Origin of the sequence: Capnocytophaga sp. oral taxon 335 str. F0486 (assembly GCF_000277665.1) — a bacterium.
Lineage (GTDB): Bacteria > Bacteroidota > Bacteroidia > Flavobacteriales > Flavobacteriaceae > Capnocytophaga > Capnocytophaga ochracea.
Genome location: NZ_AKFR01000015.1, coordinates 26,836 through 43,901, shown reverse-complemented (window position 1 = coordinate 43,901; position 17,066 = coordinate 26,836). Strand labels below are relative to the sequence as shown.

Annotated in this window: 16 protein-coding genes and 1 tRNA gene; 13 read left to right on the top strand and 4 right to left on the bottom strand. The window is 40.7% G+C overall.

Annotated features, from left to right (window positions below; translation table 11 throughout):
* The first annotated feature begins 210 nt into the window (after positions 1–210).
* The 7 genes from HMPREF1320_RS02840 (at position 211) to HMPREF1320_RS02810 (ending at position 4,811) form a co-directional block, all read left to right on the top strand.
* Positions 211–282 (top strand) — tRNA-Arg (locus HMPREF1320_RS02840).
* Positions 283–380: 98 nt separating this feature from the next.
* Complete coding sequence (locus HMPREF1320_RS02835; protein WP_009751515.1) at positions 381–1,751, top strand: SPOR domain-containing protein; 1,371 nt, start codon at positions 381–383, stop codon at positions 1,749–1,751.
* 4 nt (positions 1,752–1,755) lie between these two features.
* Positions 1,756–2,283, top strand: coding sequence for an acyl-CoA thioesterase (locus tag HMPREF1320_RS02830; protein WP_015782391.1), 528 nt, complete (start codon positions 1,756–1,758; stop codon positions 2,281–2,283).
* A 57-nt stretch (positions 2,284–2,340) separates the two neighbouring features.
* Positions 2,341–2,994 (top strand): metal-dependent transcriptional regulator, encoded by a 654-nt coding sequence (locus HMPREF1320_RS02825; protein WP_009751504.1) that lies wholly within the window; start codon positions 2,341–2,343, stop codon positions 2,992–2,994.
* Between the two features lie 6 nt (positions 2,995–3,000).
* Complete coding sequence (locus HMPREF1320_RS02820) at positions 3,001–3,288, top strand: hypothetical protein (protein WP_009751514.1); 288 nt, start codon at positions 3,001–3,003, stop codon at positions 3,286–3,288.
* 19 nt (positions 3,289–3,307) lie between these two features.
* Entirely contained in the window at positions 3,308–4,102 is a 795-nt protein-coding gene (locus HMPREF1320_RS02815) for a DUF3298 and DUF4163 domain-containing protein (protein WP_009751604.1), read from the top strand.
* A gap of 4 nt (positions 4,103–4,106) precedes the next feature.
* The gene (locus HMPREF1320_RS02810) at positions 4,107–4,811 is read left to right on the top strand and encodes a phosphoadenylyl-sulfate reductase (protein ID WP_009751544.1); all 705 of its coding nucleotides are present in this window, start codon (positions 4,107–4,109) and stop codon (positions 4,809–4,811) included.
* 58 nt (positions 4,812–4,869) lie between these two features.
* Here HMPREF1320_RS02810 and HMPREF1320_RS02805 read toward each other — a convergent pair whose 3' ends face one another.
* The 4 genes from HMPREF1320_RS02805 to HMPREF1320_RS02790 form a co-directional block, all read right to left on the bottom strand.
* The gene (locus HMPREF1320_RS02805) at positions 4,870–5,673 is read right to left on the bottom strand and encodes a TrmH family RNA methyltransferase (protein WP_009751567.1); all 804 of its coding nucleotides are present in this window, start codon (positions 5,671–5,673) and stop codon (positions 4,870–4,872) included.
* A 44-nt stretch (positions 5,674–5,717) separates the two neighbouring features.
* Entirely contained in the window at positions 5,718–5,915 is a 198-nt protein-coding gene (locus HMPREF1320_RS02800) for a hypothetical protein (protein ID WP_002675145.1), read from the bottom strand.
* A 94-nt stretch (positions 5,916–6,009) separates the two neighbouring features.
* Entirely contained in the window at positions 6,010–7,782 is a 1,773-nt protein-coding gene (gene sppA / locus HMPREF1320_RS02795; protein ID WP_009751573.1) for a signal peptide peptidase SppA, read from the bottom strand.
* Between the two features lie 327 nt (positions 7,783–8,109).
* Positions 8,110–10,836, bottom strand: a complete 2,727-nt coding sequence (locus tag HMPREF1320_RS02790) for a calcium-translocating P-type ATPase, PMCA-type (RefSeq protein ID WP_009751527.1) — start codon at positions 10,834–10,836, stop codon at positions 8,110–8,112.
* 565 nt (positions 10,837–11,401) lie between these two features.
* Here HMPREF1320_RS02790 and HMPREF1320_RS02785 point away from each other — a divergent pair.
* From HMPREF1320_RS02785 to sufD, 6 genes are all read left to right on the top strand, one after another.
* Positions 11,402–12,232, top strand: a complete 831-nt coding sequence (locus tag HMPREF1320_RS02785; RefSeq protein WP_009751487.1) for a TerC family protein — start codon at positions 11,402–11,404, stop codon at positions 12,230–12,232.
* A gap of 293 nt (positions 12,233–12,525) precedes the next feature.
* Positions 12,526–13,311: an SDR family NAD(P)-dependent oxidoreductase gene (locus tag HMPREF1320_RS02780; protein ID WP_009751551.1), complete on the top strand. Its 786-nt coding sequence runs from the start codon at positions 12,526–12,528 to the stop codon at positions 13,309–13,311.
* Between the two features lie 56 nt (positions 13,312–13,367).
* Positions 13,368–13,784: an EamA family transporter gene (locus tag HMPREF1320_RS02775; protein WP_009751512.1), complete on the top strand. Its 417-nt coding sequence runs from the start codon at positions 13,368–13,370 to the stop codon at positions 13,782–13,784.
* A 218-nt stretch (positions 13,785–14,002) separates the two neighbouring features.
* Positions 14,003–14,938: a hypothetical protein gene (locus HMPREF1320_RS02770; protein WP_009751560.1), complete on the top strand. Its 936-nt coding sequence runs from the start codon at positions 14,003–14,005 to the stop codon at positions 14,936–14,938.
* Positions 14,939–14,994: 56 nt separating this feature from the next.
* Entirely contained in the window at positions 14,995–15,735 is a 741-nt protein-coding gene (gene sufC, locus HMPREF1320_RS02765) for a Fe-S cluster assembly ATPase SufC (RefSeq protein WP_009751503.1), read from the top strand.
* 12 nt (positions 15,736–15,747) lie between these two features.
* Complete coding sequence (gene sufD / locus HMPREF1320_RS02760) at positions 15,748–17,049, top strand: Fe-S cluster assembly protein SufD (protein WP_009751587.1); 1,302 nt, start codon at positions 15,748–15,750, stop codon at positions 17,047–17,049.
* Positions 17,050–17,066: the final 17 nt, after the last annotated feature.

Genomic DNA, 17,066 nt, shown 5'->3' with positions numbered 1-17,066 from the left:
ACTCCTCATTTCTTAATTCTCTCATTCTCTCATTTGCTAATTCTCTCATTCTCTCATTTCCTAATTTCCCACCCTCTTGTCACTTTTTCGTCGCATTCCTAGTGCCTATGGCCTATGGCCTAAGGCCTAATGTCTCGCACTTTTCTCTTCTTTCATCACATTTTTTCGTAGTTTCAAAAAAAGTCGTACCTTTGCAAAAAATTACTCACAGGTCTTGTAGTTCAACGGATAGAATAGAAGTTTCCTAAACTTTTGATCCAAGTTCGATTCTTGGCAAGACCACTTTTTTATCAAAAAACTTGGTCGGTATAAAAAAATATCGTACCTTTGTTGTTTCAAAAGGCAAATCCATCATTTTAATAACTTAAAATATCGGAATTATGAAAGACCTAAATGTATACATCGAAGAATTGCTCTACAAACACCAATGCGTGATTATCCCTAAGTTCGGAGCATTTATATCTAATAGAAAATCAGCCCAAATGGCTGAAGATAAAACGTTCGACCCTCCTAAACGAGAGCTCAGTTTCAACGCAAGCCTCACTTCTAATGACGGCTTGCTCATCAAGTATATATCCGAACAAACAGGCATCGAGTATAACTTGGTAGAAGATTACGTAAACTTAGCTGTCGAAGGGTGGAAACGCATCTTGAAGCAAGACCAAACCTTAAATCTCGAAAAAATCGGGACTCTTAGGTTAGTCGGCGAAGGTCGTATCTCTTTCGAACCCGCTGACGACGTGAATTTTCTTACCGATTCTTTCGGTATGGCGCCTTTCGTACCTCACGAAGTAACCGCCTCCGATTTGAAAATAGAAGAAAATCAAATCCGTCCTACACTCGACCATTCAAGTACCGATACCGGCATTCCTAACCTTCCGCCAGAAGAAGAAGATGCCGTAGTAACTCCTACTGAAAGTCCTGTGAGCCAAGTTACAGCTCCTGTGGTAACCAATACTCCTAAAACCCACAGAGGTACTACCCCACCGCCAGCTAAGGAAAAGAAACCTGCTAAAATAATGCCGTATGTAAAATATACAGCAGTAGCCTCAGTAGGCTTAGCCTTTTTGGCTTATGGAGCTTACCTGCTCTTCGGCGAAAGAGTAGTAAACGATGGCAATAACGAACAACAGTTTGCAATTACTGACAGCTTAGTACAAGAGCGTCTTAACCAAAAACTCAGCGAAGCAGCCGTGTTCACCCCGCCTATTACTATCCCTGCTATTCCTTTGCAAGTAGAAAAAGTAAAGGCTAAAAAGCCCGAACAAGTAAAACCTGAGCAAGTAAAGCCTGAACAAAAACCTACTCAGTCCACTAATCAAGCTGCCACTACGGTAGCGACAACCAAGCCCGCTAACACGCCTGTACAAGCTACTGCTACGCCTAAGCCAGCGCAAACCAGCACTGCGCCTAAACCGGCACAAACCACTACAACACCTAAGCCCGCTCAAACCAATACCTCAGGTGTAGCCTCTACCCCTGTACGTACAAATTCGGTAATGGCAGCTAAAAAATACCAAGTGATTGCAGGGGCTTTTAAAGACGAGAAAAACGCAGAAACCCGAGTAAAACAACTCCAAAAGTTAGGGTATAAAAACGCTTTCGTATTAGGAATGAACGCCAGAGGTTTGTACCAAGTAAGTTATGGCGGGTTCGATTCTATGGACGAAGCTAAACTACAACAAAAAGAAGTGCAAAACTCTAAAGAAGAGAAAAAACTCGACGGTGGCTGGATACTAACTCAACCCTAAAATAATGATGAAACTCAAGAAAAAACCTTCTGACTCACGTACTATACTCACCGACCTCGTACTCCCAGGCGAAACCAATCACCTCAACGCTCTGTTTGGAGGTGAACTCCTCGCCCGTATGGATAGAGCTGCTAGTATTGCCTCACAACGTCACTCTGGGCGTTTAACCGTTACCGTATCGGTAAACCACGTGGCTTTTACTCACAGCATACGCATAGGAAGCATCGTAACGGTCGAAGCCGCCATCTCTCGCGCTTTCTCTACTTCTATGGAAGTATATATCGATGTGTGGATGGAAAATATCTATGGCGAACGTACCAAAGCTACCGAGGCGATTTACTCTTTCGTAGCAGTAGACGAAAATGGTCGCCCCGTAAAAGTACCTGAGATAGAGCCAGAAACCCAGCTCGAAAAAGAACGTTACGACGGTGCCCTACAACGTCGCCAACTGAGTCTTGTGCTTGCAGGTAAACTCAGTCCGCACGACGCTACCGAGCTAAAAGCTCTCTTTACTGAATTAGAAAATAGCTGATGCATTTAGTAATAGAACCGCTGTAAAAGGCGGTTTTTCTCTTAAAAACAAAGCAAAATGACCTTATCTGAAGAAAACCACTTGAAAGCTATCTTTCACCTTTATAACGAAAAGAAAGAAGAGGTGAACACCAATGCTATTGCCGAAGTGATGAATACCAAAGCTTCATCAGTAACCGATATGCTTAAAAGGTTAGCCGATAAGGGGCTCATCAACTATGTAAAATATCAAGGGGTAACACTCACTAAAAAAGGTACGCAAAAAGCTATTGCTATCATTCGCAAACATCGTCTTTGGGAAGTATTCTTAGTCGAAAAACTCAATTTCTCTTGGGACGAAGTGCACGAAATAGCCGAAGAGTTAGAACATATACAGTCAGAAAAACTTATAGAGCGCCTCGATGCTTTCCTCGATTTTCCTAAAAAAGACCCCCACGGCGACCCGATTCCTAACAAAGAAGGCGTTTTTACCACCACTATTCAAACCCTATTAAGCGAGCTCAAACAAGGCGATAAAGGTATATGTGCAGCGGTAAAGAACACCTCTAAGGAATTTCTCGTTTACCTCAACAAAATGAATATAGCTCTTGGCAACGAAATAGAAGTACTCAGCAAAGAACCTTTCGACAACTCTATGACTCTACTAGTAAACGACAAACAAATCAACCTATCAGCAATGGTTTGCCGAAATATTTATGTGAATGGAAATTAAAAAAAGATGAATACAACAGTACAATACATCAAAGATAAGCAAGGAAAAGATATTTTAGCTGTCATTCCTGTTGAACAGTATAATCAGATGCTTTATAATGAAGCTGATATTGAAAGTGTATATGAAATTTCAGAAAAGCAAAAAGAAATCTTGGCACAGGATTTAAAAGAACTTGAGGAAGATATACTTACAGGAAATGAAGCCAACAACTTCTCTTGGGAAGATATTCAAAAAGAAGTAAAATTAAAGAAAGGGTCTATGTTATCAATATTCTTCATACAAAAAGAAAAATAAGATATAGAAATAATTAAATATGAACAAGAAAAAATTAAGCCTTATTTTAGGTCTTATATTCATTATAATAATCGGTTACTGCGGTTACTGCATTTACCGTCACTATACCCGTACTCAAAAAATCAGCTTTGAAGAGAAAACTATAGAACGTAGCGATGAGAATTGCGAAGATAACTGTTTCTCTGTAAGCCTAAACTATCTATATTGCAACGGTAATAGCGAGTTTGCTAAGAATTTCAATCAAGAAATAGAGCTACAACTCTCCAATTTTCTCCTTTCCAACGACGACTCTCTACAAGTGGAAGGTATCAGTATAGAAAAAGCTTTAGATAGTCTTACAAAAGATTACTATAAGCTTCACGAACATTTCCCTGAGCTCCCTGCTTTCGAGTTTATCGCTACCGATAGCATTATGTGGCAAAACAGTAAGATGCTCTCTTTAGTGTCCAACCGTTATGCTTTTACCGGTGAAGCACAACCCATACAAACCAAAGTTTTCACTCACTTTGCGTTAGATAATGGTGAAGTAATTACCAATGAAAACCTCTTTACCGATGAAGAAAAAGTAACCCAAATAGCCAAACGTTATTTTGAGAAAGCACAACAAAACGCCACCATCACTCCTTTAGATGATAAGAAGTTTTATTTTGAAGATGGAACCTTTCGTCTTCCTAACCAAATGGGTGTAGCAGCCGATGCTCTCATTTTGTTCTATGAACCTTTTGAGATAGCTCCTTATGTAGATACGCCTTTTGAAGTGAAAGTACCTATAAAAGAAATTATGCCTTATCTCACTTTTGCTGACAATAAATAACACTATGAAAGAACGATTAACAACATTACATAACGCTCTCTTAAAAAAAACAGAAGAAGAAGGCCTCGCTTTTTTAGCTGAACAATTTCCTAATGAGATAGTTTTTTCAACTAGCTTTGGGTTAGAAGACCAAGCTATTACTCACCTCATTCTCGCAAACCAAATTCCTATCAGTATTTTCACCTTAGATACCGGTCGCTTGTTCAACGAAACTTACTCAGTTTGGGAAAGTACTGAACAGCGCTACAATACACATATTTTGCCTTATTATCCCAAAACACACGATATAGAAGAATATGTACACAAAAATGGTCCTTTGTCTTTTTATCGCTCAGTAGAACTGCGTAAAGAGTGCTGTCATATACGCAAAGTTGAACCTCTTAGCCGAGCGCTAAAAGGTAAGAAAGTATGGGTAACAGGTTTGCGTGCCGACCAAAGTAATGCTCGTAAAGACCTCCCTATACTCGAATGGGACGATACTTACCAGCTCTTTAAATACAATCCTATCCTCCATTGGACGTTTGAAGATACCAAAGCCTTTATCAAGGCACATAACATTCCTTATAATGTGCTACACGACAAAGGTTTTGTGAGCATAGGCTGTGCCCCTTGTACTCGTGCTATCAAAGAGGGTGAAGATTTTCGTGCAGGTCGTTGGTGGTGGGAAAGCAATAGTAAAAAAGAATGCGGACTACACGAACACAAATAATAACAAAGAGCTCCACTTAGCAAGCTAAGTGGAGCTCTTGTTCTCTATAAATATTTTATTAATTAAGATTTACCCTTTGTCTTTTCGCTTCAAAAATAAGCACCGCAGCAGCAACTGATACATTCATAGAGTCGATTACGCCCTCCATTGGGATAATGATGTTCTGAGTGCTATGGGTAAGCCATTCCTCTGTAAGACCTTGGTCTTCCGTACCTACTACGATAGCACTGGCTTCCTCAAACGATACTTCGTAGTAAGGTTTAGAGGCTGTAAGAGCAGCACAATAGCTATCGATACCTTTGGCTTTGAGGAAATCAATCACTTCAGTAGTACTACCCGTTGCGATAGGAACAGTAAACACACACCCCACGCTCGAGCGTATAATATTAGGGTTGTACAGGTCAGTTTTAGGATTGGCAATAATCACAGCATCTATATTAGCAGCATCAGCAGTGCGAAGGAGAGCCCCTATATTCCCTGGTTTTTCAGGAGCTTCAGCTACCAATAACAAAGGAGAGTCGGTTACAAAAGCTAGCGTGTCTAAACTGTGCTTTTTAGTCTGTATTAAGGCAATAACCCCCTCAGTAGAACTGCGATAACTAATCTTTTGGTATACTTCTTTGCTAATAGCGATAGGATTTACTCTTTGAGCTGTATGGCTAAGAAGTTTTAGCAAGTGTTCTTCTGCAAAAATCTCAGGCTGATATAGCAATGTTTCGAGAGTGTAGCCTCCTTCAAGGGCTAAGCGTATCTCGCGGCCACCTTCTACTACACATATTCCTTCTTTTTTACGCTCACGCGATTTCTCGCTGAGAAGAACTATTTTCTTTATCAGGGGATTTTGAGTACTAGTGATGTTCATTTTTAAGAAATAAAGCTGCCTACGAGAGTAGGCAGCTTTTGTTATCATTTATCCATAAGCACCATACACTGCATCAGTTCGGGCTTATTTTTGGTGTAGTCATCTAACCAAACTTTCAATTCTTCTATTTCATAAGGTAATAACCTGTCAATAGCTTTTTTAAGTTCCTTACAAAATAGGTTAGGGTCGAAACTCACTTTCGATAAAATCATTGTGGTATATTCAAACGTAGCTCGTTTCATAACTTCATCTATTTAGAATTTCACTGTACAAATGTACTTCTTTAAAATGAACTAAGCAAGTTTTTAGGTGTTAATATTGTGTTAATTTTTATAACTATTTCAGTTTCACATCGTATTCTAAATGGGCTTGCACTCCACGTTGCTGAGCGATATGTTTCACCTGCTGATAGACTTCATAAGCTTCTACACCCATCTCATTGCGCAAGTTCTCACCTCTCAGATTCGCTCCAAAACGGCGGAACATTGCTTTAAAGTCCATTTCGAAAGTAGGGTAAGAAACGGTGCGATATTCTTTGAGTCCGTTGTCTTTAGCAGCGTAGGCGATAGCATCGTTCAGCGAGCCGATTTCGTCTACCAAACCATTAGCAAGAGCTTCTTTACCACTCCATACTCTTCCTTGTGCAATGGAGTCTATTTGGGCAACCGTTTTACCACGCCCTTTGGCTACACGGTCTAAAAATACAGTATACACTTGCTCGATAGATTCGGTCATTTCTTTTTTAAATTGTTCAGTAGGTTTTTGGAATACACTATAAAACTGAGCGTTGGGGTGAGTGCTTACAGTTTCGGCATTTATACCCCAGTTGGTAGCTAAGGCATTTACATTAGGAATTACCCCAAACACCCCAATAGAACCGGTGATAGTACCTGCTTCTGCAAAAATGCGATTAGCATTGCACGCAATATAATAGCCTCCTGAAGCGGCATAGTTACCCATAGAAACATATACCTTTTTCTTCTTTTTAGTAACTTCGATTTCTCGGTGCATCAATTCAGAGGCTAAGGCATCGCCACCAGGGGAATTGATACGAAGCACAATAGCTTTTATATCTTTATTATCAGAGGCTTTGCGCAAGGCACGGATAATGGTTTCATTACCTACGATTTCGGCACGTCCTTCGCCTTGCATAATCTGACCATCGGCATAGATAACAGCTATTTTATTTTTGGAGTGTTTGCCCGCTACTTTGCCTACTACGGCTTCGGCATAATCTTCAATATTGATAAAATCAACCTTATCAATACTTTTACTACCGGTTTTATCACAGATGATTTGTTCGAATTCATCACGGAAAAGAATGCCGTCTATGAGTCCGTTGTTTTTAGCTAACTGTGCAGTACGTCCGCCTACATTGGTAGCTATTTCATTGAGTTTTTCTACGTGAATATTACGACTTTTAGCGATATCGGTAACGATGACGTTCCACATAGCAGAGAGTAATTCGGTGAGTTGCTTGCGGTTGTTATCGCTCATCTTATTGTCTAAGAAAGGTTCTACAGCGCTTTTGTATTTACCGTGGCGAATCACTTCCATTTGTACACCACTTTTTTCTTGGAGCCCTTTGAAGAAAAGGACTTCAGAAGAGAGACCTCGGAGAGCAACACTTCCAAGCTGACTAATATACACCTTATCGGCTACGGTTTGGAGATAGTAATCGAGTTGGGAAATTTCATCGCTATAAGCTAAGACGAATTTGCCAGAAGTCTTGAAATCCTCCAAAGCCTTGCGAAGTTCTTGAGCGAAAGCTAATCCGCCGATGTTACCCGTACTTTTGAGGTAAATACCTTTGATACGCTTGTCGGTTTTGGCGTTCTCAATAGCTTTGAGAGTTGCATTAAGTCCGTTATAGGATTCAGAGGTATAGTCGAAATCCTTAAAGGTTATGCGCTCGCCGTAGTCTACTAATGGTTCTTCAAAAGAGAGTTCGAGTACAGAGTTGTCCTTCACACTCACTTCTTCACCTTTGGCACCACCTACCACTGAGCTTATCATCACAGAAATGAAGATGAGGAAAAGAATAAAACATATCCCCATAGAGATAAAGAATCCGAGGATAGTGGCTAAGAGAGTCTTAAAAAAAGTCATATTGTTGATGTTTTAATGATTATTTTTAGGTTTTAATTACCTCCTCCATCAGAAGAGCAAGCAGTAAAAGTTACTAATGTTACTGCAATAGCAATAAGGCTGTAAAATGTTTTTTTCATTTTATTTATTTTTTAAGTTAATATTGGGGCAAAGATAGGAGAAAATTAGCAAATCAGCAAAGTTTTAATACAAAAAAAAGAGCTTATCTGGAAAGTTTTGTTTTGTAGGGGCGATTTGCCAATCGCCCTTACAATGTAACTAAAGGATTTTGATTATCAAGGTAATCAACTTAGTCAAAGTTTCAAACTTTGGCTAAGTATGTAACTATTACTTTTCTGTTTTTATGGCTCTGAGAATTTCTCCTGTCCAGAGTACGAGGCTGGTAGCGCCAATGATGATTGTCCAATCAGTGAGCTTGAGTGGGGTTACATTGAACATCTGTCCACCAAAAGTAGTGATAAACACTTGACCGATGACAATCACCGTAGCAATAAGTATAAAACCTTGGCTCTTGCCTATATTATAAAAAGTACTCTTGCCAGTACGATAAGCTTTGGCATTGAACATATTCCAGAATTGCAAGAACACGAATATCGAGAAGAACAAGGAAAGTTCATAAGCCGATAGTCCGTTTTTGGGTGTTCCGAAGTGAAAGAAATGACTGAAATAATCAGTAATTGAGAATTGAGTGAGACTGGTGATATCCTCATTTTTAAAGTACTGAATGAAACCAAAAAGCAACACTACAAAGAATCCTCCTACACCAAAAATGCCTTTCGTCATTGGTTTTGTAATGATATTAGCACCACGCGCACGAGGTTTATCGTTCATTACGCGATTGCTCGGTGGTAAGGACGCTAACGCTAATGCCGCAAAGGTATCCATAATGAGGTTCACCCAGAGCATTTGAGTTACGGTAAGCGGTGACTCTACCCCTAAGAATGCCCCAATGAGCACGATGATACACGCTGCCACATTGATAGTCATCTGGAAGAGGATAAAACGCTGAATGTTTAAATAGAGTGAACGCCCCCACATTACGGCTTTACCGATACTACTGAACGAGTTGTCCAAGATAGTGATATCAGAAGCTTCTTTGGCTACTGAGGTTCCGTCGCCCATTGAAAGACCTACTTGGGCAGCTTTGAGGGCTGGTGCATCGTTGGTACCATCACCGGTTACGGCTACAACTTCGCCTTTTTGTTGCAATAGGTTCACGAGGCGTGCTTTGTCGAGCGGACGTGCGCGTGAAATCACACGTAGGTCGGTAATGCGGTCTAAGAGTTCGGTATCGCTCATTGCGGCAAATTCTACGCCGGTGATTTGGTTGCGCTCGGTGCAAGTATCGTCCCACAAATGTATTTGGCGGGCGATTTCGCGAGCGGTGCCTGGTGTATCACCGGTTACAATCTTCACCTGAATGCCTGCGTGCAAACACTCTTCAATAGAAGCAGGCACATCAGGGCGTACGGGGTCAGAAATAGCGGTAATACCTATAAAATTTAAGCCATTTACCACTAACTTACCATTTTTGGATATTACCGTATTCGGGTCGTCGATTACTTTATATGCAAAACCAATAGTGCGCATCGCTTGGTTTTGGTATTGTAATAGTTTTGCCTCGAAATCGGCTTGTGGAATATCGGAAAGGAATTTACCACCCTCGTAGCAAAAAGTCATTACGATTTCGGGAGCTCCTTTTACGTACAATACCGGTTTGCCCAACGCTGGTGATTGCACCAAAGTAGCCATATATTTGCGTTCGGTAGAAAAAGTGAGTTGGTTAAGCACTTCACTCCCTTCGCGTATGGGCAAGTAGTTAGTTCCTTTGCCGTAGAGCCACAATAGGAGCGCTCCTTCGGTAGGATTCCCCAGCACGTTTGGTTTTTCTTTATCAGTAAAATCGAGGTAAGCCGTAGAGTTCACCGCCATTGATTCGGCGATGAGTTTTTCACCTAATTGTTCATCTGTAAAACGATTGAAATAAGTTTCGTAGATAGTCATTTGGTTTTGGGTGAGCGTACCCGTTTTATCGGTACAAATCACGGTAGTAGCGCCCATCGTCTCACAAGCGTGCATCTTGCGCACGAGGTTATTGGTAGCCATCATACTGCGCATACTATAAGCCAAACTGAGGGTAACACTCATCGGTAAGCCTTCGGGTACCGCAACTACCACCACAGTAATAGCAATCATCGCTGTATTGAGAAGATAGTGACCAAAATCAATCCAATCGATTTGGTTTATGTTATGAGCAGGAAGCGTAAAATATAGAATAAGGCGACCTACAATCACCAAAATTGCAATGGCGTAACTGATTTTGGTAATCATTCCTGCGAGTTTATCCAACTGTTCGTTGAGGGGAGTTTTCACTGTGTTGTCTATCTGAACCCCTTCGAACACTTTGCCATATTCGGTAGCATCGCCGACCTTTTTCACTTCAAAAATACCGTGACCATCGGATACCGAAGTACCGCGACAAACGTAGTTAGAAGGGTAAGTAGCTTCTGCCTCAAAATCGGCTGGATTGGTGGTTTTGTGTACCAAAGGTTCTCCGGTAAGGGTAGACTCGTTGATATGCATTGATACGGCTTCGAGGAGCTCGCCATCGGCGGGTACTTCTTCTCCGGTTTCCAAAATCACTATATCGCCTACTACAATATCCTTTTTGAGCACTTGTGTAATGTGTTCGTTGCGAATGACTTTATAGTAAATCTCGTCGTTTACCTGATTGAGAATTTCGAATTGTTTATTGGCTTTATGTTCAAAATAGAAAGCGACACCTGTAGCCAAGAGTACAGCAAAGAGAATCCCTATGGGCTCTAAGAAAGCATCGAAACCTTCATTATGCACCACATATTCATAAGTAGATACTCCAAAAGAGAAGACGAGGGCAACGAGAAGAATGATGATAATGGGGTCGGTGAACTTTTCTAAGAATTGTTTCCAAAGCGGTTCGCCCTCTACTGATGAGAGGGAGTTTTCACCGTATTTTTGGTGACTTTCAAAGACTTGCGCATCGGTAAGACCTTTGTAATGGTGTTTATCTGCCATAGTTTTTTGAGTAATTAAAATGCAAAGATAGCTATAATTAGCGAATTAGAAAATTATAAAATGAGAGAATTAGAAAATGAGAGAATTTGGGAATGAGGTGCGAGCCGCACAGGCAGTCGTAGCACGACAGGCTATTAACTTTGACAAAGTTTGAGATGAAAAAGCGATGTGTTGATACTGTTAGGAGTATTCGGAAGATATCGGAGAGATTCGGAAGAGAGCTGAGAGAAATTTTGGTGAAAAAAGGCTGTGAGGAGGGTGGGGTTAGCTTATAGAGAGCTTATAGGAAGCTTATACGAATCTTGGACGATTGGTATAGAAAGGGTATATAAATAATTGATTCATAATATCATACAATAGCACTAAAAATGTTAAAAACGGGGTTTCGAGGCGAAAGAAAGAGAATCCTCACCCCGTCCCTCTCCCAAGGAGAGGGGGAGTATGGTGACGGGAAACTTTTCTTATAATGAGATGTAATTGAATAAGAATTTTATTATTTTGAGCTTTGGGTTGTATTCATATTCAATTTTTGATTTATCTTTGCGTTTTAAAAACTAAGAATAAAATGGATTTTCTTTTTACTGCTGATGCCCTTGTGGCGCTTATTACTCTTACGTTTCTCGAAATTGTATTGGGGATTGATAACGTGATATTTATCTCTATCGTTACGGGGAAACTGCCCGAACATCAACGTAAGCGCGCTACACGCTTAGGGCTTTTCTTGGCGATGTTTTTGCGCATTGCTCTTTTATTGGGTATTTCGTTTCTGATTAGGTTGAAAGACGCGCTTATCAGCCTTGACTGGGGGTGGTTTTCAGCTCATTTTAACGGGCAGGCTCTCATACTGCTTGCGGGGGGTATCTTCTTGCTCTATAAATCGACTAAGGAAATTCACGCGAAAGTGAATCATATAGAACACGTTACACAATCGGATAACCCTAAGGGGCGACAACACGCTTCTTTCGGGGGGACTATTGTACAAATACTACTGATAGACCTTATTTTCTCGATGGATAGTATTCTTACAGCGGTGGGAATGACCAGCGGGCTAACAGGGGCGATTTATATAATGATTACAGCGGTAGTGCTTTCGGTGGGCATAATGATGCTTTTTGCAAACCCTGTGGGCAACTTTGTAAACCGCAATCCTTCGATTCAGATATTAGCACTTTCGTTCTTGATACTCATTGGTTTTATGCTTATTACTGAGAGTATGCACCTATCGGAAGCGGTATTGGCAGGGCAAACGGTGGGCGCTGTGCCTAAGGGATACTTGTACTTTGCGATAGCGTTTTCGTTAGGGGTAGAGTTTCTGAATATGAGAATGAGGAAGTCTTCACCTTCAGCCTCTCTCCCAAGTAGAGAGGAGCAAAGTGAAAAAGAGGTAGAAAAATGATTAATGGTTAGTGATTAATGGTTAATGATTAATGATAAGAGGAAGTGTATGTAGCTCACGCTATAGAAATTCGATAAAAAAATAAGCAAAAATAAAGGCTTTGCTTTTTTAGAGTCAAACAAAAATAGATTGTAAATGAATTTTGATAGGCTATAAGTAAAAAAGCGTGGCAGTTTGAGACCTCAAGAGAGAAAGGGCAAGTGAGACTCTTTTGAGTGAATACTTTTGATTACGAATGGGAACTACCACGAGCCTACCGCAGAGGAAATAATGAATAAAATATGTGAATAACTATGGGAACAAATCGTATCAAAGGGAAAATAGCTTTTATCTCGGGTGCCAGTAGTGGGATAGGTAAAGCAGTAGCTGAAAAATTGGCACAAATGGGCGTCAATTTGATTCTCTGCGCTCGTCGGGCTGAGGTATTAGCAGAACTGAAAGCCCAACTCGAAAAAGAACACGCGGTGGAGGTTATAACCTTAGCTTTCGACGTGAGAAACTATCAAGAGGTGGCGAAAAATATCCAGTCCTTACCCGAAAAATGGCAACAAATAGATATACTCATCAACAATGCGGGCTTGGCAATAGGATTGCAACACCTCTATACTTACGCCATAGAAGATATAGACCAGATGATTGACACTAACATCAAAGGGTTTACCTATATTGCCAACAGTGTGATTCCGTTAATGATTGCCACCGAAAAGGTGGGAACGATAGTGAACGTCGGGTCGGTAGCGGGTGAGATAGCTTACCCCAATGGCAGTATTTATTGTGCGACCAAGTTTGCCGTAAAAGCCCTAAGCGATGCGATGCGTATAGAGCTAATGGACAAGAAGCTGAAGGTAACGACCGTAAAACCAGGGTTGGTAGAGACCAATTTCAGCAAGGTGCGTTTCAAAGGCGATGAGCAGAAAGCCGAGAATGTGTATAAGGGTATCACGCCCCTATATGCCGAAGATATAGCCGACACCATAGCCTATATCGTCAATCTGCCAGATAAAGTTCAAATCACCGATATTACTGTTACCCCGCTCCACCAAGCGGATGCCTTACATATTTATAAATTAGCAGATTAGATAATTTGCTAATTGCTAATTAGTAAATTATACTTACCTTTGTCACAAAATAATGTATGATGTGGTTCGTTTTTGCACTACTTTCGGCTATCTTTGCTGCTCTTACCGCTATTCTTGCCAAAATAGGCATTGAAGGGGTCAATTCTAATGTAGCGACCGCTATCCGCACAGTGGTAGTTGTGTTGCTGGCGTGGGCAATGGTTTTCATCACCCAAAGTCAGCATAATATTGCCCAGATAAGCCAGCGCAGTTGGCTCTTTCTTATCCTCTCAGGAATTGCCACAGGGGCATCGTGGTTGTGCTATTACAAAGCCCTGCAAATGGGAGAAACTACCAAAGTTGTTTCGGTAGATAAACTAAGTGTCGCCATCACCTTTGTTTTGGCTATTATCTTCCTACACGAGGACTTCACCCTTAAATCGGTGATAGGTGCCTCACTCATTACCATAGGTACCTTAGTGATGATATGGTGAGAGTAGGAACGAAACGCTTGCACTAGCAGGGCGGGCTAAATTTCCCCATAGAGAGGTTCTTAAAGAAATTAGGTTATTTACGATAAGTATAGGAGATGTCTGTACCACGTTTATATTACGTATGTGGCACGAATATAAGGAGGAGATAGGAGAAATATTTTTTGTCTGTTACGTCAAAAAAGACTACCTTTGCTCCCTAATTTAATTAAAAAATCGTTATGAGAAAGCTGTTAATTTTAGCAAGTCTTGCTCTCATTGGAGTTGCTTGCCACAAAAGTGATGATGACAATAACAATAATAACAATAAAAAAACTCCTGACCCGTTAGAAGAAAAGACATTATTGCCTACTAAGTACATCATAGAGCGTTCAAAGGATGATATCTCCGAAATGGTTTACACCATAGAGGACGGATTTATTAAGGAAGCAAGAGAGTTTAAAACTTATCGTTCAAAGCGAAAGGAAGTCAAACATTTGATTATTAAACCCCTAAAAGGTAAAAAGCTTCCTGCCAGAATAGATATTGATAAAGATGGTATAGCTCAAGGAGTTGTAGAATTTAGTTTCAATGACCAAGACCAAGTTACTGAAATTAGAAAAAGTAGAATAGGAAAGCATCCTATGTCTATTACTTTTGGCTACAAAGATGGGAAACTAAGTGAATTTTCTCCTTCAATCGTTTACAAACTTACCTACCCAGATGCCCATACTGTGGTCGCAACGGGTGCTTCTGGACACGACAGAAAAACCTATACTTTTAGTCCAGAAGGTAACTTGATAAAGAAAGTAATAGATAAACTCAATGACGGAGGAGTAGTTTTTCTTAGAGAGACCTTTCAATATGAGTATGACCTGCAGAAGAAAAACCCCAAGAGAGACTTGCAAATACAACTTGTCACGTTAGCAAACACTCCTTTAGATGACTACCTCTTTTATGAGCTTTATGAAGCCACTAATAGCAAAAACCTTGTAGTGAAACAAACTAAACTAACCCAAGTACCAAAAGACCCTAAAAACCCCAGTTTAGGACTTACTACAGGCACTCCATATTTAACTGAATATAAAAATGAAGCTAATAATCCGCAAGGTTACGCTACTAAAATTACCAAAGTGATGTTCGGATATGATAGTAGTATTGAAAAATATGAATACTAATACAAGCTGTATTATACTTTATAGTTAGGAGAGAAGTATCACTAAACTCAATTAAAATGTTAATAATAAAAAATCTCCACGCAGGTGTGGACAGCAAAGAAATCCTCAAAGGGATTGACTTAGAAATAAAAGCGGGCGAAGTACACGCCATTATGGGACCTAATGGAGCGGGCAAATCTACTCTTTCGGCGGTGATTGCGGGTAACGAAAACTTTGAGGTAACAGAGGGTGATATCCTCCTCAATGGCGAAAGTCTGTTAGAAGATGCCCCCGAAGAGCGCGCACATAAAGGTATCTTTATGTCTTTCCAATACCCTGTAGAAATCCCTGGAATATCAGTAACCAACTTCATCAAAACCGCTATTAACGAGAGTCGCAAGGCACAAGGATTACCCGATATGCCTGCTGCTGAACTTCTCAAAAAAATACGCGAAAAAGCCGCCCTTCTAGAAATCAATCCTGACTTCCTTTCGCGTTCCCTCAACCAAGGATTCTCTGGCGGTGAGAAGAAACGCAACGAAATCTTTCAAATGGCAATGATCGAACCCAAAATAGCTATTTTAGACGAGACCGACTCTGGGCTCGACATCGACGCCCTACGCATTGTAGCTAATGGGGTGAATAAACTCAAAAACGAAAACAACGCAGTGCTCGTTATCACCCACTACCAACGCCTCTTAGACTACATCGTCCCCGATTATGTACACGTGCTTTCCGATGGTAAAATCGTAAAAACAGGCGACAAAAACCTCGCCTTAGAATTGGAAGCTAAAGGTTATGATTGGCTGAAAGGATAAGCAAATTAGACTATGAATTTAAAAGACAAATGGGTAGCTACTTTTGAGCAGTTCCCACATAAAGGCGATATATTAAAAGATATTCGCAAAGGAGCCCTTAGTTTCTTTGCCGAAAAAGGTTTCCCACATAAGAAAGTAGAAGCGTGGAAATACACCTCACTCTCTAACCTCCAAGCTACTGATTACAGCTTGTGGCGACCTATTTATAATAAAACAACCCTCTCACCCGAAGTGTTGCACAAGTACGCTATCGCGGATTGTTATCAGCTTGTATTTGTAAACGGTTACTACTGCCCCGAAATGTCGAGCAAAGAGCTCACAGGCGTTACTGTTACACCTCTATTAGAAGCATTACACAAGGGTGGAGAAGCGTTTATTAAAAAATACTTCAACGCCAATACCGAAAAAGGCGATGTATTTACCGCTCTCAATACCGCTTTTGCCTCAGAAGGGATTTATATAGAAGTACCCAAGGGAAGAGTGGTAGATAAACCCATACAGTTGCTATATTTCAACGACAGAAAAGAAACCACTTGCTACCAACCACGCAATATTATTGCAGTGGGTGAGAATGCACAGCTCAAAGTTATTGAAGTTCACCAAAACTTATCAGATATCTCGACAGCTATCCTTACCAATGCGGTAACCGAGGCATTTGTAGCCAAAGATGCTTTCCTTGATTATTACAAATTGCAAAACGATAGTCTTACCGCTTCCCTTATCGATAACACCTATATTTCGCAAGAGGCAAACAGCCACGCCAGCGTACATACCTTCTCGTTTGGTGGGACACTCACTCGCAACAACCTCAATTTCTATCACCAAGGCGAGCATTTAGAATCTACTCTCAAAGGGTTGAGCATTCTCAAAGCTACGCAACACACCGACCATTATACGCTGGTGAACCACGCATATCCTAACTGTGAGAGTCATCAAGATTATAAGAGTATCGTAAATGATGAAGCCACCAATGTGTTCAACGGTAAGATAATGGTGGAGCAAATCGCCCAGAAAACGAATGCTTATCAGCAGAACGACAATATCCTTCTCTCTGATAAAGCAACGGTATACACCAAGCCCCAGCTCGAAATCTTTGCCGATGATGTGAAGTGCTCACACGGCTGTACCGTAGGTTCTCTCAGTGCAGACTCTTTATTCTATTTGCAAACACGTGGGATAGGCAAAAAAGAAGCCTCTGCCTTACTCACCTATGCTTTTGCAAATACCGTATTGGAGAGCGTAAGCATTCCAGCCCTTTCGGGCTATATCAATGCGATTATTGCTGAGAAGTTAGGGGTAACAGTAGATTTTTAAGAGATGAAGTATTAATA